Raw genomic sequence first — 19,459 nt, 5'->3', positions numbered from 1 at the left:
GGGAGGACCGCCATGCCCGCCGTGCCCGCCTGGAAGGACGACCCCGCCGTCATCGGATGCGACCACCGCCCGGACCGACGCGCCCGGTCGGCGGCCGACATCCTGCGGTGGAGCCGGGGCCTGCTCGATCCCGCGCTGCGGGACGCGGTCGGGGCCATGCCGGAGACGGCCCGCCGCATCGCCGAGTTCCACTTCGGCTGGCGGGACGAGCGGGGCCGGCCCGCCGCGGCCCCGGCGGGCAAGGCGGTCCGCCCCGCGCTGGCGCTGCTGGCGGCGGAGGCGGCCGGCGGGACGGCGGACGCCGCCCTGCCGGCCGCCGTCGCGGTGGAGCTGGCGCACAACTTCTCCCTGCTGCACGACGACGTCATGGACGGCGACCTCACCCGCCGGCACCGCCCCACCGCCTGGACGGTCTTCGGGACGAGCGGCGCGATCCTCGCCGGGGACGCCCTCCTCGCCGCCGCCTACGAGGCGCTCGCCGCCGACGACTCCCCGGCGGTCGGGCACGGCGTCCGCGTCCTCGCCCGGTCCGTCCTCGACCTGGTCGAGGGCCAGTTCGCCGACCTCGCCTTCGAGGAGCGCACGGACGTGGCGCTCGACGAGTGCCTCACGATGGCGAACCGCAAGACCGGCGCGCTGATGGGCGCGGCCTGCGCCCTCGGCGCCCTGTACGGCGGGGCGACCACCGCCGAGACCGCCCGGATGCGCGCCTTCGGCGAGCAGGTCGGGCTGGCGTTCCAGCTCGCCGACGACCTGCTCGGTATCTGGGGCGACCCGGCCGTCACCGGCAAGCCCGTCCACTCCGACCTGCGCAACCGCAAGAAGTCGCTGCCGGTCGTGGCGGCGCTGACGTCCGGCACGCCCGCCGGCGCCGAACTCGCCGCGCTGTACTTCCAGGACGAGCCGCTGACCGGCGACGACACCGCCCGCGCGGCCGAGCTCATCGAGACCAGCGGCGCCCGCGCCTGGGCCGCCGCGCACGCCGACACGCTCCTCGTCGCGGCCCGCACCCACCTGGCGGGCGCGGCTCCGGACGCCGCCGCCGAACTTCTCACGCTCGTCCGGATGATGACCCGGCGCGATCACTGACCCGCCTACACTGCTGGGCGTGCAGCCCCTCGAACCGGACGACCCGCGCCAGATCGGTGCCTACCGGCTCACCGCGCGGATCGGTGAGGGCGGCCAGGGCGTCGTCTACCTCGGCACCGGCGACGACGGCGTCCAGGTCGCGGTGAAGCTGTTCCACGCGCAGCTGAGCAGCGACCTCGGCACGCTGAGCGCGCTCGACATGTTCACCCGCGAGCTGGAGGCGGCCAAGCACGTCGCGCGGTTCTGCACCGCGCAGGTCCTCGACTCCGGCGCGGCCGGGAACCGCCGCTACATCGTCAGCGAGTACGTCGACGGGCCGCCGCTCAGCCGGGTCGTCGCCGAGCAGGGCCCCCGCTCCGGCAGCGCCCTCGACCGGCTCGCCATCGCGACCGCCACGGCCCTCGTCGCGCTGCACGACGCCGGTGTCGTCCACCGCGACTTCAAGCCGCACAACGTGCTCATCGGCGCCGACGGCGCGCGCGTCATCGACTTCGGCATCTCGCGGGCGCTGTCCGGCGCGCAGACGATGGTCAGCCGCGCGGTCGGCACCCCCGCCTACATGGCGCCCGAGCAGCTCGAACCCGGCGAGCTGACCCCGGCCGCCGACGTGTTCGCGTGGGCGTCCACGATGGCGTTCGCCGCGACCGGGCGGCCGCCGTTCGGCAACGAGTCCGTGCCGGTCGTGTTCAACCGCATCGCGAACTCCGAGCCCGACCTCACCGGCGTGGAGGAGCCGCTGCGCGGCCTCCTCACCGAGTGCTTCGCGAAGGACCCGGAGCGCAGGCCGTCCGCGCAGGCCGTCCTGGACCGGCTCGTCCGCCCGGGGCGCGCGCCGTCCCCGCCGCCGCCGGGGACCTTACGTCCGCCGGTCCCGGCGGCGGACCTCCTGCCTCCGACCCCACTGGCCGCCCCTCCCGAGGCGAGCGAGAACGCCGCCCACACGCCCCCGCCCCCTCCTGCCATGCCGCTCCCTCCCGCCGCACCGCCGCCCGTCGCCGGACGGGTGGACGCGGTCACCGCACCGCACGGAGGCGGGCGCGCGAAGGCCGCGCTGATCGGCGGCGGCGCGGCGGTGGCCGCCGTCGTCGCGGTCGTCTTCGGCGCGGTGTGGTTCTCCGGCGACGAGCCGGTGAAGCGGGACGAGGGCGTCGCGGTGAACGGCTCGGCGGGGCCGGGCACTCCGCAGCCAGGTATCCCGGCCGAGGCGGGCAGCGGGGCCGGGACGCGGTCGCCGAGCCCGAGCACGAGCCCGAGCGCCGGTCCGTCGCGGTCGGGCGCTTCGGGGGCGCCGTCGCGGTCGGCGGGCCCGTCGAAGGCGCCGTCGACCGCACCGACGCGCGCGCCGAAGCTCGCGCGGGTGGAACTCGGCCCCGGGCATTTCACCGAGTACTGCGTGAAGCTCGGCTGGGAGTGGGTCGAGTACCGCGAGACGCCGAGCCCCGGCGCGTACTGCATCAAGCGCAAGGGCGACACGATGAAGCTGTCGGCGGCCCAGCTCGACGGCGGCTGCCAGTGGCGGTACGGCGACGGCCGGGCCCGCCACTACTTCAAGGGCAAGTCGAACTACTGCTACGCCATGAAGCCCGCCTCCTGAACCGCGGCTACCCCTTGATCTGCGTCCAGGCCTGGGCCCAGCGGTCGTAGGGGACGCACTTGTCGCCGCGGTCGTCGCCGCAGTCCTTCGCGGGCGTCTTCCAGAACGCCAGGCGCCGGTAGAACTCGGGGTCGCCGACGTGGTACGTCGAGCAGAAGCCCTTGGCGGTGTACCGGCACGCCTTCGGGTTGGCGGGCGCCTCGCCGAACCACTGCGCGACCTCCGCCTGCACCTTCGGCGTGGTGATCCAGTTCATCCACTTGTACATGCAGGTCGGATGCTGGGCCTTCGACGAGATCATCCAGGTGTCGGACCAGCCGGTGGCGCCCTCCTCCGGGATGGTCGTCGCCACCGGCGCCTTCTCCGCCAGCGCCAGGTTCGCGGTCACCTGCCACGCGGTGCCCGCGTAGTTGTAGCCGCTCTTGAACGACTGGAGCTCGTCCAGGTAGTTCGACCAGTACTGGTTGACGTTCGGGCGCTGCCGCTTGAGCAGGTCGACCGCCGCCTGGAACTGCTCCTCGTCCAGCGCGTAGACGTCGGTGATCTTCAGGTCGGGGCGGTGGGTCTTCAGGTAGAGCGCCGCGTCCGCGATGTAGATGGGGGAGTCGTAGGCGACGACGTGCCCGGCGGCGGGGGAGTTCTCGTCCCACACCACGCTCCACGAGGTGGGGCGCTGCAGGATCTTGTCCGTCCGGTACATCAGCATGTTGGCGCCGTAGCCGTGCGGGACGCCGTACATCTGCCCGTTGACGGAGTTGTACGGCTGGTTCTTCAGGTACGCGGCGATGTCGTCGTAGTTGCTGAGCAGGCCCGTGTTGACCGGCGCGACCAGCCCGCCGTAGACGAGCCGCAGGGACGCGTCGCCGGACGCCGAGACCCCGTCGTAGCGGCCCGTCCGCATGAGCGCCACCATCGCGTCGGAGGTGTCGGCGACCTTCGTGTGCACCCGGCAGCCCGTCGCCTTCGTAAACGGGGTGACCCAGTCGACCTTCCGGTCGTTGGAGCCGTCCTCGGCATAGCCCGTCCAGGCGACGAGGTCGAGCCGGCCCTCGGGGGTGCCGAGCGTGCGCATCATCTGGACGTCGGGCGGCGCGGCGGCGCCGGAGGCGTCGCTGCACCCGGCCCCGAGGGCCGCCGCGGTGACGAGCGCGGCGGCGGCGAGCACGATCCGTGACCTGCGCGTTCGGACGGGTGACCGGCCGGAATTCGTCGCGTGGCGAGAACGATCCATCACGCTGAGGCATCGTAGGGGTATTTGCTGCCGTCTGTGTACACAAAACGTGATGATCCGGAAACTGTCGACACACGGCGGCGCTCCGTCCTAGGCTCTCCTACCGTTCCGGGCGTCCCGGCCGGCATCCCGGCCCTGTCCGTTTCGTCGGCCTTCCGGCCGCCCGCGACCCCGACACCCCGTCCCCGACACCCGCCAGCCCGCAAGCCGTCCGCCCGAGGGAAAGTTCAGCCGCAGTGCCAAAACGAGGCCGCACCACCACGGACTCAGCCGCCGGTCACCGGCGGACCCCCAAGGCAGCGCGATTCCGCTCCATCCGCTTCAAAGTCGTCCTCATGGTCACCGTCTCGGTGGTCTCGCTGGGCGTGCTGTGGGCGTTCGCCGCGAGCATCGCCCTCGGCGAGGGGCTCAACCTGCGGCACGTCAAGACCGTCCAGGACCACTACGGGTACCCGTCCGGCGCGCTCGGCAGCGCGCTGCAGGCCGAGCGGCGGCTGTCGGTGGTGTACCTCGGCAGCCGCGCGGAGGGCGACCGCGCCGCGATGGAGTCCGGCCGGCTCGTCACCGACCGGCAGGCCGACCTGTTCCGCCGGCTCGCCGAGTCCGGCGCCGTGCGCGGCGTCGCCCCCGGCGACGCGCAGCGCCTCGCCGGCAAGATCCTCGCCGAGCTGGACGGCCTGGACGAGCGGCGCCGCGCCATCGACACCGGCCGCACCGACCGGACCCGCGCCTTCGCCGACTACACGACGCTGCTCGGCGACGTCGGCGCGCTGCAGGGCTCGCTCGCCACCCTCGACAACTCCGAGGTCGCCAAGGACGCCCGCAACGAGGCGTCGCTGGCGCGTGCCCGCGAGGTCCTCGCGCAGGAGGACGCGCTGCTCGCGGGCGCGCTCGCCGCCGGCCGGATGACGCCCGCCGAGCACTCCCGGTTCGTCAAGCTCGTCGGCACCCAGCGCGCCCTCTACGGGTACGCGGCGGCCGAGCTGCGAGACCCCGACCGGGCCTACTACCAGCGCGTCGCCGGGATGCCCGAGTACGGCCGGCTCCGCGCGCTGGAGGACCGGTTCGTCGCCACCCCGCGGCGCGTGCAGCGCTCCGGCGAGGCCGGGGTGCTGTGGAAGACCACCGCCGACTCCAACCTGACGCGGCTGCGCGGCCTCGAACTCGCCGTGTCCGCGGGCGCCGAGAAGCGCGCCGAGCCGATCGCGGACGGCATCATCACCCGCGTCGTGCTCGCCGGCGCGCTCGGCCTCGTCGCGGTCGCCGCGTCCCTCGTCCTCGCGGTGTGGGTCGCCCGGTCCGTCATCCGCGAGCTGGCCCGGCTGCGCCGCGAGGCGATCGACCTCGCCGACGTCCGGCTGCCCGGGGTGATCCGCCGGCTGCGCCGCGGCGAGGAGGTCGACGTGGCCGCCGAGGCGCCGCCGCTGGCGTTCGGCACCCGGGAGATCGACCAGGTCGGCGAGGCGTTCAACGCCGCCCGCCGCACCGCGATCCAGGGCGCGGTCGAGGAGGCGACGCTGCGCCGCAACGTCAGCGAGGTGTTCGTCAACCTCGCCCGCCGCAGCCAGACGCTGCTGCACCGCCAGCTCAAGCTGCTGGACGCGATGGAGCGGCGCATCGAGACCCCCGACGACCTGGAGGACCTGTTCCGGGTCGACCACCTCGCCACCCGCATGCGGCGGCACGCCGAGGGCCTGATCATCCTGTCCGGGCAGGCGCCCGGCCGCGGCTGGCGCAGCCCCGTCGCGATCGTGGACGTCGCCCGCGCCGCCGCGTCCGAGGTCGAGGACTACACCCGGGTCAACGTCGCCCCGATGACCCGCGCCGCGATCGTCGGCCCCGCCGTCGCCGACGTCATCCACCTGCTCGCCGAGCTCGTCGAGAACGCGGCCGTGTTCTCGCCGCCGCACACGACCGTGCAGGTCCACGGGCAGGCCGTCTCGCACGGCTTCACGCTGGAGGTCGAGGACCGCGGCCTGTCCATGGACGAGGCGAGCCTCGCCGCCGCCAACGAGCGGCTCGCCACCGCCGCCGAGTTCGACCTGTCCGACAGCGCCCAGCTCGGCCTGTTCGTCGTCGGCCGGCTCGCGCGCCGGCACGGCATCAAGGTCACGCTGCGGACGTCCCCGTACGGCGGCATGACCGCGATCGTGCTGCTGCCGGAGGCCCTCGTCGTGCCGGACGAGGGCGACACCGCGCCGGGCACGCCCGCGCTCACCACCCGCCGCGCGGAGGACGCGCTCGTCCCCGTCGGCTCGGTGGTCGGCGGCCGGCCCCGCGAGCCGCGCCCGGAACCGGGCGGCGGCGCGGTGCTGCGGCTCCCGGCGGGGCGCCACGCCGCGGCGCCGGCTCCTCCGCCCGCGCCGCCGGCGGAGGAGCCGGGGGGCGCGCGGACCGGGCCCATCCCGGTGTTCGAGGAGCCCGCGCCGGGGCCGCTGGGGAGCGGGGCGTGGGGGATCGTGCCTCCGCAGCCGTCCACGCCGGCGCCGTCGCCGTGGGGCGACCCGCCGTCCGCGGCGCAGCCGGAACCCGAGCCGGAGCCGGAGCGGCCCGCGCCGCCCGCGTCCGCCGCGCCGCCCGCCAGGCCGGGCATCCCGCGCTCGCCGCGGGAGGTCAGGCGGCGGCCCGCCGACGGGGCGGGGACGGGCTCCCGGCCGCCGCTGCCGCGCCGCGTCCGGCAGGAGAACATGGCGTCGCAGCTGCGCGAGGACCCCACCGTCACCTCGCCGCGGCCCGCCGCGCCGCGCCGCCCGATCCGGTCGCCCGAGGAGCTGCGGTCGATGATGTCGTCCATCCAGCAGGGCACCCGGCGCGGCCGCGCCGAGGCCCTCGACAACGAGGAATCGTGACGGGCCATGACCGGTCCTGGCAGCGAATGGCTCGATGACGAGGCCGGCCCGATCGTCCGGTCGTACGCGCTGACGCGCGGGCGCGCGCGGCCCGCGACGCGCGAGAACTTCGACATGATCACGATCGTGACGACCGCGGCGCGGCCCCGCTCCGGCTCGCCCGGCATCGGCCCCGAGCACCTCGACATCCTGGAGATGTGCGTGCAGCCGCAGCCGGTCGCCGAGATCGCGGCGCGGATGCGGCTGCCGCTGGTCGTGGTGCGCGTCCTGCTCGGCGATCTGCTGCACCACCGGCTCATCACCGTCACCCGTCCCCAACAGGAGAGCCCGCTCTCCAAGGAACGTCTGCTGAGGGAAGTGCTCCATGGTCTCCAAGCCCTCTGAGTCCGCGGCGAACGCCGGCCCGAGCGCGGTCGCCGGGGGGAGCGGGGGCTCGTCCCCCCGCACCGAAGCAGCGGGAGGAGAAGGCGGGGCTCCGGCGGGGAGCGCGGCGGCGCCGGTCGCGGTGAAGATCCTCGTCGCCGGGGGGTTCGGCGTCGGCAAGACCACCATGGTCGGCGCGGTCAGCGAGATCCGCCCGCTGCAGACCGAGGAGCTGCTCACCGACCGGAGCGTCGGCGTCGACGACACGGCGGGCGTCGAGCAGAAGACCACCACCACGGTCGCGATGGACTTCGGCCGCATCACGATCCGCGACGGCCTGATCCTGTACCTGTTCGGCACGCCCGGCCAGGACCGGTTCTGGTTCATGTGGGACGAGCTGTCCTACGGCGCGCTCGGCGCCGTCGTCCTCGCCGACACCCGCCGCCTCGCCGACTGCTTCCCCGCCGTCGACTACTTCGAGAACCGCGGGCTGCCGTTCGTCGTCGCGGTGAACTGCTTCGACGACGGCTACGACTACGCGACCGAGGAGATCCGGGAGGCGCTCGACCTGCGCCCCGACACCCCGATCGTGCTGTGCGACGTCCGCGAGCGCGCCTCCGGCAAGGAGGTGCTGACGACGCTGGTGCGGCATCTGCTGAGCGTGCACCGGGACCAGAACCCGGCGAGCGCCCCGGCCGGGTGACCACCCGGCGCGGTAGGCTGCCCGGGACATGTTCCGGACACGCGCACGGCTCTCCGACGGCCGCGAGATCGTCTACTACGACGAGGAGCCGGGCCGGGAACCCGTCCCGGACCCGCGCGGCCTCGCGCCGGTCGAGCCGGTGTGCGAGACGCGCCGCGACCCGCTGACCGGCGACCGCGTCACGATCACCGCGCACCGCAACACCCGGACGTTCCTGCCGCCCGCCGACCAGTGCCCGCTGTGCCCCGGCGGGCCCGCGTCGGAGATCCCCGACCCGTCCTACGACGTGGTGGCGTTCGAGAACCGGTTCCCGTCCTTCGACGTCCGCACCCCGCCCGTCCCGCCGGAGATCGACGGCGTGGAGCGCTTTCGCGGCGCCGGGCGCTGCGAGGTCGTGTGCTTCACCGACGACCACGCCGCCTCGATGGCGCGGCTGCCGGTCTCGCGGGTCCGGACGATCGTCGACGCGTGGGCCGACCGGACCGCCGAGATCGCCGCGGTGCCCGGCGTCCGGCAGGTGTACGTGTTCGAGAACCGCGGCGTCGAGATCGGCGTGACCCTGCACCACCCGCACGGCCAGATCTACGGGTACCCGTTCGTCACGCCCCGCACCGAGCGCATGCTGGCGGCGGCCGCCGCGCGGCCCGGCCTGTTCGAGGAGGTGCTGAAGGCCGAGCGGGCGGGCAGCCGCGTCGTGCTGGCGGGGGAGCACTGGACGGCCTACGTCCCGGCCGCCGCGCGCTGGCCCGTGGAGGTCCACCTCATGCCGCACCGCCACGTCCCCGACTTCACCGCGCTGGACGCCGGGGAGCGCGACGAGCTGGCCGTCCTCTACCGCGACCTCCTGCGCCGCTGCGACGCCCTCTACGGCACCCCGCTCCCGTACGTGGCGGGCTGGCACCAGGCGCCCGCCGGCGACGACCTGCTCCGGCTGCACCTGGAGCTCTTCTCGATCCGCCGCGCCCCCGACAAGATCAAGTACCTGGCGGGGTCGGAGTCGGGCATGGCCGCCTGGATCAACGACGTCTCCCCGGAGGACGCCGCGGCCCGGCTCCGCGACGCCGGCTGACCCCGGCCCGATGACGGCGCCCGGTCTGATGACGGCGCCCGGTCTGATGACGGCGCCCGGCCCGATGACAGCGCCCCGGGGCGCGGAAACGTCACCGGGGAACCGAGTTTCCGCAAGTCCGTGGAACGCAGCGTCCGCGTGTCCTACTCTCCGTCGCATGCCGGAAAGCGTGCTGGCCGAGCCGCTGGCGCAAGGATGCTTCGACGGCGTCGCCGTCACCGCCGAGGGCGCCCCGCTCGCGTTCACGTCCCGGGCGGCGCGGGGCGCGAACGCCGGGCAGCTCTGGGACCTCGCGGCCGCCGCCGCCCTCGGCGCGCTGCTCCCCGGCTTCCCCGCCGACCCCGCCGCGTGGGCGTTCGGCGCCCCCGCCGGCGCCCCCACCGTCGCCTGGACGTACCGCGACCGCGTGCACGTCCACGACCTCGCCACCGGGCACGAGGCCGTGCTCGACGGGCAGCCCGACCTCCTCGGCCTCGCCGTCCACCACGGGCGCGCCGCCGTCGTCACCGTCTTCGGCCCCGCCAGCGACGCGAGCGTGGTCGTGTGGGACGCCCTCACCGGCGAGCGGCTGACCGAGTTCACCGTCTGGCTCGGCCACCGGACGGCCATCGACCGCTGGATCCTGCACGCCGCGCCCGCCGCCGGCCCCCTCATCGGCCTGCCCGGCGACGCGGCGGTCGGCATCCTGGACGTCGAGCGCGGCGAGGAGATCGCGGCGCTGCCGGGCGGGTACGCGGTGCTGACACCGTCGCCCGACGGGCTCGTCCTCGTCCAGCCGGGGCCCGCCGAGCTGCGCGTCAGCGGCCTGGACGGCGAGGCGCTCGCGGTCCTGGCGGCGCCGGGGCCGTGCGACCAGGTCGCGGCGTCCCTCGCGGGCGGCCGCCTCATCGTCGCCGCCGCCCTCCAGGACGAGCCCGACACCGTCCTCGCCTGGGACGCCGCGACCCTGGCCCCGTCCCATCTCGTGAAGGTCCCGGCCCCGGTCAACGACCTGGCGCTGGCACCCGACGGCACCCTCCTCGCCGCCACCGACGACGGCCTCCACACCGCCCGCCTCTGCGGCTAGCGACCCCGTCGCCCGTCAGAAGCCGGGAGCGGCGACGTGGGCGACGCGGTCCAGGACGGCCAGGTCGGCGTCGCCCAGCCCGATGGCGTCGACGGCCAGGTTCTCTTCGAGGTGGGCGATCGAGCTCGTGCCGGGGATCAGCAGCATGCGGTCGTAGTGGGCGAGCAGCCAGGCGAGCGCGATCTGCGATGCCGAGGCGCCGTGCTTCGCGGCCACGTCAGCGATCGCCGGGTCGGCCGCGAGCGCCCGAGGGCCGCCGGTGAACGCGGAGCCGAGCGGATAGTAGGGGACGTAGGCGATGCCGTTCGCGCGGCAGAGGTCGAGGACCGGCTCGTCCGTGCGGTTCGCGATGCCGTAGGCGTTCTGCACCTCGGCGATCGGGGTGGTCTCCAGAGCGGCCTCGACGACGTCGGCCGATACGGTCGAGAGGCCGATGAGATCGAGCTTGCCCTCGTCGCGCAGCTCGGTCAGGGCGCCGAGCTGCTCGGCGAGCGGAACGGCGTCCGGTTCGGGGCCGCCGACCTGGAGCCGCAGGTTCACGAGGTCGATCCGTTCGCGCCGCAGGGTCCGCAGGTCCTGCTCGACGGTCGCCCGCAGCTGCTCCGGACGGGACGCCCTGACCCAGCCGCCCTGCGCGTCGCGGGCGCCGCCGGCCTTGGTGGCGATGACGAGGCCGTCCGGGTACGGGTGCAGCGCTTCGGCGATCAGTTCGTTGACGACGTCGGGACCGTAGACCTGGGCGGTGTCGATGTGGTCGACGCCGAGTTCGACGGCGCGGCGCAGCACGGCGCGGGCGGCGGCCGGGTCGTCCGGCGGGCCGAACACCCCGGGGCCTGCGAGCTGCATCGCGCCGAAGCCGACGCGCCGGACGGTCCTGCCGCCGAGCGGTGAGGTCTGAGTGATGGTGGTCATGCGCCCAGCCTGTGGCCCGTGCACCGCCCTCACCAGTGGCGGCGCCGACCTCGGACGCACAGACCCACCCAAGCCGGGCGCCCGGCGCTTACCGTTGAGGCATGGCCAAGAACGGTGAGCTGCGAGAGTTCCTGCGCACCCGGCGGGCGCGCGTCCGGCCCGAGGACGTGGGCCTCCCCGCCGGCGGTCGGCGCCGCGTGCCGGGCCTGCGGCGCGAAGAGGTCGCGATGCTGGCCGCCGTGAGCCTCGACTACTACGCCCGCATGGAGCAGGGGCGGCCCCTGCAACCGTCCGACCAGGTGCTCGACGCGATCGCCCGCGCGCTGCGGCTGGCAGAGGTCGAGCGGCTGCACCTGCACGACCTCGTCCGGTCGTCAGTCGCGGAGCCCAAGCCGGGCGAGTTGCGCGTCACGCCCGTCGACGCGGGCATGCGGACGATGCTCGACGGCCTCCAGGTCCCCGCGATCGTCATCGACTCGCGCGGCGACGTCCACGCGATGAACCGGATGGGACGGGCGCTGCTGGTGGGGCTCGAACCGATGCCGTCCGACGCGGCCAGCCACCCGCGCTGGCTGTTCCTGCGGCCGGAGACCCGCGAACTCCACCTCGACTGGGAGATGAACGCCCGCGTCTGCGTCGGCGTCCTGCGCCGGACCGCGGGCCGCTACCCGCGCGACAGGCGGCTGCACGCGCTGATCGGCGAACTGTCCGTCGCCAGCCCCGAGTTCCGGACCTGGTGGGCCGAGCACGACGTCGAGGTGCCGTGCCGTGGCCCGAAGCGGTTCCGCCACCCCGTCGTCGGCGAACTCACCCTCCAGGTCGAGGCCCTGCAACTGCACGACGGCGAACGCTGGATCTACGCCTACGCGGCGGAACCCGGATCGCCGTCCGAGGAGGCGCTCCGGTTGCTCGGCACCTGGGCCGCGACGCAGGACGCGGAGGAGACGGCCGGTCAGCCGGACGACGCGGAGACGACCCGCCGGTGAAACGCACCGCCGGTGCCCGCGCGGGGCGGGCACCGGCGGCGGGCCGGGTCACTTCTTGGCGAACTTGTACTGGATCGCGGCCTCCTTGGGGGTGAGGGCGCGGTCGAGGAACATCAGGCCGTCCATGCGGCAGTTGCAGGGGTTCCGCTCAAGGTTGTTCTGCGGGAAGCTCCCGCCGATCTTGATGCCGCGCGGGTCGGTGGCGGACGTGACGTCCGGCTCGGGGTCGCCCTCGACGCCCCACGGGTCCCCGGCGACGGTGTAGAAGCCCGGCAGCGGCGCGCCGTTCTTGTAGAGCGCCATCTGCCCGGTGTCGTAGTCGAACGTCGCGGCGAGATGCACCCAGGTGTTCTGGGGAAGGACGCTCTGCCAGTCCTCGCTCGCCGCGAACGTCTGCGACTTCGACCCGTCCACGCGGCGGCCCAGCGCGACGACGCGCAGGGTGCCGGACACGTCGATGATCTCCAGCAGGGCGCGCACGCCGTGCCCGTCGGAGTCGCCGGTGAGCAGGCCCGACAGCCCGATCGCGTTGTACTTGTCGTCGGGGTTCGCGGTGACGGTGTTGGGGCTCGGGTTGGTGCCGGTCATCTTGAACCAGCCCATGAGCGTCGCGCCCTTGGCGGCGTTGAACGCGTGCAGGGACGGGACGCCCGTCGCCGAGTAGATCCCCGCCTTCCAGTCGTCGTTCCCGTTCGCGGACGGGTCCACCTGCTTGAGCTGGATGGCGTGCCGCCGCGCGCCGTCCTTGACCCGCATGGCGGCGCCGCCGTTGATCAGGTCGATCGTCGTGCCGGAGCGGCCGCGGTCGGCCTCGCGGGACGGGTCGCCGGGCACGGGGTGCTCGAAGTCGTAGTAGGAGATCAGGTTCTTCTTCAGGGGCGGGAAGACGCCGCCGGTCGATGCCTGGGCGGGGGCGGCGACGGTGAGGGAGGCGCCGAGCAGCACGGTGGCGAGCGCTGCGGGGCCGCGGCGAATCAGCATTGTGGACTCCTTGGAGCCCTCCGGGCGGGCGCCGGTGCCCGCCGCCCGCCCGGAGGAGGCCGTTACTTCGCTGGGGTTCCGCGGACGGTCAGGCCGCGGAGCCGGCCGGTGTTGTCGAACGAGCCGAAGCCCACCCGGCCGGAGCCGAGGGTCGTGTCGAGCGCCGTGAACACGGGGCGGGACGAGCCGTCCACGTACACGGCGGTCTCGCCGGTCTCGGCGCAGCGGTCCACCCGGACGCCGTGCCACGCCTCGTCCGTGATGGACGGCGGCGCGCCGTGCGACCGGTTGGCGTTCCACTGCTGGTCGATGCGCTGCCGGTCGGCGCCGTTCACCAGGAAGATCCCGTTGTGCGGGTAGATGGTGTTGTCGCTGGACAGGTGCGCGTAGTAGAAGTGCGTGTCGTCCTGGTAGCCGAAGACGACGATGACGTCCCGGTTGCTGACCGACACCGGTGTGTCGAGCCGCACCTGCGCCTCGATCCGCGTCGAGCCGAGCACCGGTCCCTTGGTGAGCACCGCGTACTCGAACGGGCGGCGCGGGCCCGGGCGCTGCTCGCCGGCCTCGGCGAGGACGACCTCGCCACCGGTGAACGTCCACTTCGACGGCGTGACCGGCGCCCAGCTCCCGGCGTCCGTCGCGTGCTTGACCTGGACCGGGCCCGCCTTGCAGGATGCGACCCGCTTCGTCCCGACGACCTTCCAGATCTTGCCGTTGGCCTTGGCGAGCAGGTACGGCTCGCCCTTGGCGTCCATGCCGTAGCGCAGGTCGACGCGCTCGTCACCGGCCAGCTCCCGCATCGTGACGGGCTTGCCGGAGGTGTCGTAGGCCGCCAGCTCGTAGATCTGCGCGCGGTTCTTGCCGGACGCGTCGTGCTTCATCTCCGACTCTTCGGTGTACATGAGCCGGCCGTCGACGATGTCGGTGAACAGGTACTTGCCGCGCAGCGCGGGCAGCTTCGCGCCCCGGTAGACGTAGCCGCCGGAGATGGCGTGGCCGACGTCGCTGCGGCAGTCCCAGTCCGGCGGCGGGTCGTGGTCGTAGGCCGCGAGCGGGTACTCGTAGTCGTACTTGTCGTCGTCCAGCGGCAGCGGGTACAGGTGGCAGCGGTCGTCCTTGCGGAAGGTGAACGCGCCCTCCCGCTCGCTCCAGCCGATGTTCGCGCCGGGGTAGATCTCGTGGATCGACTCGATCTCGTGCTCGCCGATGTGCGCGAGGAACATCCGGTGGGTGCCGCCGGTGTCCCAGCTGAACCGGTGCGGGTCGCGCATGCCGTAGGCGTAGATCTCGCCGAGCTTGCCGGCCTGCCCGGCGAACGGGTTGTCGGCGGGGACGCCGTACTTGCCGTTCGCGCTGTTGGTCCCGGCCGGGTCGATGCGCAGGATCTTCCCCTGCGGGACGGCGAGGTTCTGCGGGTCGCCGCCGTTGTCGCCGACGTTGCCGTTGCCGCCGTCGCCGACCGTCAGGTAGAGCATCCCGTAGTCGGCGTCGCCGGGACGGGCGTTGGGGTTGAAGTCGATCTGCTGGAGGTTGTGGATGCGCCCGGAGAACCCGATGCGCAGGACCTCGCGGTGCGTCCCGGAGAACGTGCCGGCCTTCGGGTCGGACGCCGTCCACTCGTCGATGACGCCGTGGTAGCCGGTCTTCGGCTGCGGCGTGAGGTCGGGCGTCTTGGTCTTCAGCGCGTCACCGGCCTCGACGTGCGCGGTGTAGAACTTGCCGTTCTCGCGGAAGTCGGGGTGGAACGCCACGAACCCGAAGCCCTGCCCCAGCCCGGCCTGGGAGAAGAAGTCGGGCGCGAACGTCTCGCCGACGTCCAGGTAGACGCGCGGGGTGCGGGTCTTCTTGTCGAGCAGGTACAGCTTGCCGTTCAGGTCGGGCACGTACAGCCGGCCCGAGTGGTCGGGGACCTCGCCGACGTAGTTGATGCGGTTCCACCGCAGCAGCCGGGGGTCGGTGGGGGTTCCGGTGGGCTTCGACTGCGGGAGCTGCGCGACCTCCTGCAGGACGAGGCCGAGGCCGGAGGGGGCGGGGTCGTCGGGGATCGGGTCGAGGATCGGCGCGTCGTCGCGCGCCTGCGCCGCCGGGGGTACGGCGAGCAGCGGCAGCAGCAGCGCCGCGAGCGCGAGGAGACACCAGTGGAGCCTTCGTTGCATTCCGGCCGTCCAAAGGGGGTTAGGTGGTGGCTGGAAAGCGCTTTCTGGAAGCGCTTTCTCGAACGTACGACCGCCCCCGCCCGGCGTCAAGAACGAATTTCGGACTTGTCGCATGTCCACATCGGGTCACGCCCTCGCCCGGCGGCGCCACGTGTGGGCGAGCGTCCCGGCCACGGACACGAGCAGGCCGACGGGGGCCGCCGCCGCGTGGCCCGCCACGGTCAACGCCACGGCCACCGCCGCTCCGGGGGCCCAGATCCAGGTGGCCACGGGGCGCGCGGGCCGTCCGCGCCGCCGCCGTGCCGCCTCCGCCGCCATCGGCGGGACGAGCGCCGGCAGCGCCGCCGCCAGCACCGTCAGCCAGTCGAGCAGCATCCGGTCCACGCGCAGCGCGGCGAGCACCGCGCCCGGCACGGCGATCGCCAGGACGGCCACCGTCTGCCGCGAGCGCAGCCGCGCCATGACGGCCGCCGGCCGTCCGGCGTCCGGGCGTTCGGCGGGCAGGAAGCGGCGGACGGCGAGCGCGCCGGAGTGCACGGCGGCCAGCGTCGGGGCGATGACCGACGCGGCGACGAACAGGTTCGCGGCCGGCAGCCCGTCCGGCCCGGCGAGGACGGCGACGACGTCGGTGGAGCCGCTCGCCGCCGCCACCCCGGCGCCCACGACGGAGGCCGCGAGCGCCGGGACGACGAGCAGCGCGACGCAGGCCGCGAGGTCGCCGCGCCCGCGCAGGCCGACCGTGAAGTCCGGGGCCCGGACGGCGAACACCGACACGTAGCCGATGTATCCGGCGAGGTCGGCGGCGAGGACGCCCGGCGGCCCGTCCCGCGCGAGCGACACCGGGGACGCGGGCGGCGCGAGCTTCACCGCGACGATGCCGATCAGCGCGATCGCGGTGAGCGTGGTGACGACCGCGATCGCGTTCCACCGCCCGCCGCCCGCGATCAGCACCGCGACCAGCGGGACGGCCAGCGCCGTGACGCCGACCGCGTCCGGGACGCCGCCGAGCGCCGCGGCCGCCGCGCCGCCGAGGCCGAGGTTGAACCCGAACCAGCCCACCATCGCGACCGCGAGCAGCGCGGTGAACGCGCGCTCGGCGACCGGCGGGAGGTAGCGCGGCGCCAGCTCGGCCATGCCCGCGTCCTCCCCGGCGGGCGCGCGCAGGCCGAGCCGTCCCTGCGCGAGCAGCAGCACCGTCATGACGGCGCCGCCGACCAGCAGGACCAGCAGCGGCAGCGCGCCGCCGTGCCGCCCGCCGACCTGCGCGCCGAGGACGAGCGCGCCCGGCGCCGTGCCGATCCCGAGCCACGCGCCGGACGCCGCCCGCCACGTCCGTCCCCCGTCCCCGGGCGCGCGCGGACGGGCCGGCGCGGACGTCACGCGACGTGTTCCGCGAAGCGCGCCAGCGTGAGGGCGAGGGCCTCCGCGCCGGGCATCGCCCAGAGCGCGTCGTTGAAGATCTCGACCTCGATCGGCCCGGTGTAACCGGTCGCGTCCACGGCCTCGCGGAAGCGGCGCAGCTCCACGCACCCGTCGCCGAGCATGCCGCGCCCGGTGAGGACGCCCTCGGGCAGCGGCGTCACCCAGTCCGCGACCTGGAACAGCGAGATCCGGCCCTCGGCGCCCGCGCGGGCGATGCCCGCCCAGGCGTCCGGGTCCCACCACAGGTGATAGGTGTCGATCATGACGCCGACCTGGGCGGCCGGGAACGGCGCCGCCAGGTCGAGCGCCTGCGCGAGGGTGGAGACCACGCAGCGGTCGGAGCAGTACATCGGATGCAGCGGCTCGATCGCGAGCTGGACGCCGTGCTCGCCCGCGTAGGGCGCCAGTTCTGCGAGGAGGTCGGCGACGCGTGCGCGCGCGCCGTCCAGGTCACGGGAACCGTCCGGCAGTCCGCCGCTCACCAGGCACAGGGAGGGCGCGCCAAGTTCGGCGGCCTCCTCGATGGCGCGCCGGTTGTTCTCCAGCGCGTCCGGCTCCTGGAAGAAGCCGCCCCGGCACAGGGACGTGACCGCGAGCCCGTGGTCGCGCATGAGCTTGCCGGTGCGGGCCAGGCCGTACTCGGCGACGGGCTCCCGCCACAGGCCGACGCCCGTCACACCGGCCGCGGCGCAGCCTTCGGCCAGGTCGGGCAGGGCCCAGTGCCGGGTCGTCCACTGGTTGAGACTGAACCTCGTCATGCGGCTCCTTGGACGGTCAGCCAGGCGCGCATCCGGTGCGCCGCCAGCCCGGGGTCGGGGAAGAGGCCGGCGGTGTCGGCGAGCTGGAACAGGCGCACCATGTGCGGCACGGGACGCGCGGTCTCCAGCCCGCCGACCATGCGGAAGTGCGGCTGGTGGCCGGTCAGCCAGGCCAGGAACACCACACCCGTCTTGTAGTAGTAGGTGGGCGCCTCGAAGAGGTGGCGCGACAGCGGCACGGTCGGGGCGAAGATCTCCTCGTACGAGGCGAGGTCGCCGCCGTCCAGGGCGCGCAGGGCCGCGGCGGCGGCGGGCGCGATCGGGTCGAAGATGCCGAGCAGCGCGTGGCTGTACCCCTCGGCGTCGCCCTTGATCAGCTCCGGGTAGTTGAAGTCGTCGCCGGTGTAGAGGCGCACGCCTTCCGGCAGCCGCCGCCGGAAGGCGATCTCCCGGTCGGCGTCCAGCAGGGAGATCTTCACCCCGTCGATCCGGGACGCGTGGTCCTCGATGAGGGCCAGCAGCGCGCCGGTCGCCACGTCGAGGTCGGGGGAGCCCCAGTAGCCGTCCAGCGCCGGATCGAACATCGGCCCCAGCCAGTGCAGGACGGCCGGCCGCTCGACCTGCGCGAGCAGCCGCCCGTAGACGTCGGCGTAGTCCTCCGGGCCGCGCGCCGCGGCGGCCAGGTGGCGGCTCGCCATCAGCACGGGGACGGCGCCGGCCGACTCGATCACCGCGAGCTGCTCGGTGTAGGCCGCGACGATCTCCTCCAGCGTCGCGGGGCCGGGCGGGAGCTGGTCGGTGCCCGCGCCGCAGACGATCCGGCCGCCGACTGAAAGCGCTTCCCGACCGCTCCGCAGAATGAGCTCGCGGGTCACCGCCCAGTCCAGGCCCATGCCGCGCTGCGCGGTGTCCATCGCCTCCGCGACGCCGAGCCCGTACGACCACAGGTGGCGCCGGAACGCCAGCGTCGTGTCCCAGTCGAGCGAGTCGCCGGACAGGTCGGGCACCACGTGCGCGGCCGCGTACGCGACCCGCGCCGTGCTCGGCCCCGGAGGCGGCTCGTAGGTGCGCGGTTCGCCCATCGTGTAGGGCGTGAGCGAACCCGGCAGATCTATCTTCACAGGTCCGGAACCTCCAGCCGGCGGCCCTCCCGCCAGGACCGCAGCCCCAGCTCGGCGAGCTGCACGCCGCGCGCACCCGCGTAGAAGTCCCACGGGAACGGGCCGTCGTCGGCGACGTGCCGCAGGAACATCTCCCACTGCGCCTTGAACCCGTTGTCGAACTCGACGTTGTCGGGGATCTCCTGCCACTGCGAGCGGAAGTCCTCGGTGGCGGGCAGGTCGGGGTTCCACACCGGCTTCGGCGTCATCGACCGGTGCTGGACGCGGCAGCGCCGCAGCCCGGCGACCGCCGAGCCCTCCGTCCCGTCCACCTGGAACTCCACCAGCTCGTCGCGGAACACGCGGGTCGTCCAGGACGAGTTGACCTGCGCGACGATCCCGCCGTCCAGCTCGAAGATGCCGTAGGCGGCGTCGTCGGCGGTCGCCTCGTAGGGCTTGCCGTCCTCGTCCACCCGCTCGGGGATGTGCGTCGCCCCGAGCGCCTGGACGGACCGGACGGGCGCGACCACCCCGTCCAGCACGTACCGCCAGTGGCAGAACATGTCGAGGATGATCCCGCCGCCGTCCTCGGCCCGGTAGTTCCAGCTCGGCCGCTGCGCGTCCTGCCAGTCGCCCTCGAACACCCAGTAGCCGAACTCGCCGCGCACCGACAGGATGCGGCCGAAGAAGCCGCCGTCCACCAGCCGCTTCAGCTTGAGCAGGCCCGGCAGGAACAGCTTGTCCTGGACGACGCCGTGCTTGATGCCCGCCTCGTCGGCGAGCCGGGCCAGCGCGAGCGCCTCGTCCAGGTCCTCGGCGAGCGGCTTCTCGGTGTAGACGTGCTTGCCCGCCGCGACGGCCGCCCGGATCGCGTCCACCCGCGCGCCGGTGACCTGCGCGTCGAAGTAGACGTCGATGCCCGGACGCGCCAGCGCCTCGGCCAGGTCCGTCGTCCACGCGGTCAGCCCGTGCCGCTCCGCGAGGTCGCGCAGCTTGGCCTCGCTGCGCCCGACGAGCACCGGCTCCGGCCACAGCACGGTGCCGTCGCCCGTGCGCACCCCGCCCTGCTCGCGGATCGCGAGGATCGAGCGGAGGAGGTGCTGGCGGTACCCCATCCGGCCGGTGACGCCGTTCATGACGATCCCGATGGACCTGCGTTCCATCCCGTTCCTTCCCAACC

16 protein-coding genes are annotated in these 19,459 nt (G+C 74.2%); 8 read left to right on the top strand and 8 right to left on the bottom strand.

All coding sequences use genetic code 11. The annotated features are described in order from the left end of the window. The first annotated feature begins 12 nt into the window (after window positions 1–12). Both ACGFI1_RS14835 and ACGFI1_RS14830 read left to right on the top strand, forming a co-directional pair. Window positions 13–1,089, top strand: a complete 1,077-nt coding sequence (locus tag ACGFI1_RS14835; protein ID WP_364551108.1) for a family 2 encapsulin nanocompartment cargo protein polyprenyl transferase — start codon at window positions 13–15, stop codon at window positions 1,087–1,089. A gap of 19 nt (window positions 1,090–1,108) precedes the next feature. Beyond that, the gene (locus tag ACGFI1_RS14830; RefSeq protein WP_392785687.1) at window positions 1,109–2,683 is read left to right on the top strand and encodes a serine/threonine-protein kinase; all 1,575 of its coding nucleotides are present in this window, start codon (window positions 1,109–1,111) and stop codon (window positions 2,681–2,683) included. Window positions 2,684–2,690: 7 nt separating this feature from the next. Here ACGFI1_RS14830 and ACGFI1_RS14825 read toward each other — a convergent pair whose 3' ends face one another. Continuing rightward, window positions 2,691–3,914, bottom strand: coding sequence for an ABC transporter substrate-binding protein (locus ACGFI1_RS14825; protein ID WP_392786275.1), 1,224 nt, complete (start codon window positions 3,912–3,914; stop codon window positions 2,691–2,693). 335 nt (window positions 3,915–4,249) lie between these two features. Between ACGFI1_RS14825 and ACGFI1_RS14820 the strand changes: the two genes are divergently transcribed. The 5 genes from ACGFI1_RS14820 to ACGFI1_RS14800 all read left to right on the top strand — a co-directional run bounded on the left by ACGFI1_RS14820 (window position 4,250) and on the right by ACGFI1_RS14800 (window position 9,964). Continuing rightward, a complete protein-coding gene (locus ACGFI1_RS14820) occupies window positions 4,250–6,763 on the top strand; it encodes a sensor histidine kinase (RefSeq protein WP_392785685.1) in 2,514 nt (837 codons plus the stop codon). Between the two features lie 6 nt (window positions 6,764–6,769). Continuing rightward, window positions 6,770–7,147, top strand: coding sequence for a DUF742 domain-containing protein (locus ACGFI1_RS14815; protein ID WP_138642250.1), 378 nt, complete (start codon window positions 6,770–6,772; stop codon window positions 7,145–7,147). Then, window positions 7,128–7,829 carry a GTP-binding protein gene (locus ACGFI1_RS14810; protein WP_138642251.1) on the top strand — a complete coding sequence of 234 codons (702 nt, stop codon included), beginning with the start codon at window positions 7,128–7,130 and terminating at the stop codon, window positions 7,827–7,829. Before ACGFI1_RS14815 ends, ACGFI1_RS14810 begins: the two co-directional genes overlap by 20 nt. Before the next feature lie 28 nt (window positions 7,830–7,857). Next, window positions 7,858–8,898 carry a galactose-1-phosphate uridylyltransferase gene (galT, locus tag ACGFI1_RS14805; protein ID WP_392736853.1) on the top strand — a complete coding sequence of 347 codons (1,041 nt, stop codon included), beginning with the start codon at window positions 7,858–7,860 and terminating at the stop codon, window positions 8,896–8,898. Window positions 8,899–9,055: 157 nt separating this feature from the next. Next, entirely contained in the window at window positions 9,056–9,964 is a 909-nt protein-coding gene (locus ACGFI1_RS14800) for a hypothetical protein (RefSeq protein ID WP_301174787.1), read from the top strand. A 15-nt stretch (window positions 9,965–9,979) separates the two neighbouring features. On the opposite strand, the gene ACGFI1_RS14795 is transcribed toward ACGFI1_RS14800, so the two are convergent. Beyond that, window positions 9,980–10,876, bottom strand: coding sequence for an aldo/keto reductase (locus tag ACGFI1_RS14795; protein ID WP_392785683.1), 897 nt, complete (start codon window positions 10,874–10,876; stop codon window positions 9,980–9,982). Between the two features lie 101 nt (window positions 10,877–10,977). On the opposite strand from ACGFI1_RS14795, the gene ACGFI1_RS14790 reads away from it, so the two are divergent. After that, complete coding sequence (locus ACGFI1_RS14790) at window positions 10,978–11,862, top strand: helix-turn-helix transcriptional regulator (RefSeq protein ID WP_392785682.1); 885 nt, start codon at window positions 10,978–10,980, stop codon at window positions 11,860–11,862. A 48-nt stretch (window positions 11,863–11,910) separates the two neighbouring features. Here the strand turns inward: ACGFI1_RS14790 and ACGFI1_RS14785 are convergent, their stop codons facing one another. The 6 genes from ACGFI1_RS14785 to ACGFI1_RS14760 all read right to left on the bottom strand — a co-directional run bounded on the left by ACGFI1_RS14785 (window position 11,911) and on the right by ACGFI1_RS14760 (window position 19,442). Continuing rightward, the gene (locus ACGFI1_RS14785) at window positions 11,911–12,843 is read right to left on the bottom strand and encodes a LamG-like jellyroll fold domain-containing protein (protein ID WP_392785680.1); all 933 of its coding nucleotides are present in this window, start codon (window positions 12,841–12,843) and stop codon (window positions 11,911–11,913) included. A 62-nt stretch (window positions 12,844–12,905) separates the two neighbouring features. Beyond that, window positions 12,906–14,999: a PQQ-dependent sugar dehydrogenase gene (locus tag ACGFI1_RS14780; RefSeq protein ID WP_392785679.1), complete on the bottom strand. Its 2,094-nt coding sequence runs from the start codon at window positions 14,997–14,999 to the stop codon at window positions 12,906–12,908. 126 nt (window positions 15,000–15,125) lie between these two features. Beyond that, a complete protein-coding gene (locus ACGFI1_RS14775; RefSeq protein WP_392785677.1) occupies window positions 15,126–16,379 on the bottom strand; it encodes a hypothetical protein in 1,254 nt (417 codons plus the stop codon). Next, window positions 16,376–17,179 carry a sugar phosphate isomerase/epimerase family protein gene (locus ACGFI1_RS14770; protein ID WP_392785675.1) on the bottom strand — a complete coding sequence of 268 codons (804 nt, stop codon included), beginning with the start codon at window positions 17,177–17,179 and terminating at the stop codon, window positions 16,376–16,378. The genes ACGFI1_RS14775 and ACGFI1_RS14770 overlap by 4 nt, the downstream gene beginning before the upstream one ends. Next, window positions 17,176–18,300, bottom strand: a complete 1,125-nt coding sequence (locus ACGFI1_RS14765) for a dihydrodipicolinate synthase family protein (RefSeq protein WP_392785673.1) — start codon at window positions 18,298–18,300, stop codon at window positions 17,176–17,178. The genes ACGFI1_RS14770 and ACGFI1_RS14765 overlap by 4 nt, the downstream gene beginning before the upstream one ends. Next, complete coding sequence (locus ACGFI1_RS14760) at window positions 18,297–19,442, bottom strand: Gfo/Idh/MocA family protein (RefSeq protein WP_138635509.1); 1,146 nt, start codon at window positions 19,440–19,442, stop codon at window positions 18,297–18,299. Before ACGFI1_RS14760 ends, ACGFI1_RS14765 begins: the two co-directional genes overlap by 4 nt. Between the last annotated feature and the right edge of the window lie 17 nt (window positions 19,443–19,459).

The organism is Actinomadura geliboluensis (genome assembly GCF_043197915.1).
Lineage (GTDB): Bacteria > Actinomycetota > Actinomycetes > Streptosporangiales > Streptosporangiaceae > Spirillospora > Spirillospora geliboluensis.
Note: the sequence above shows the minus strand (reverse complement) of the source record. Positions and strands in the feature narration are given on the sequence as shown.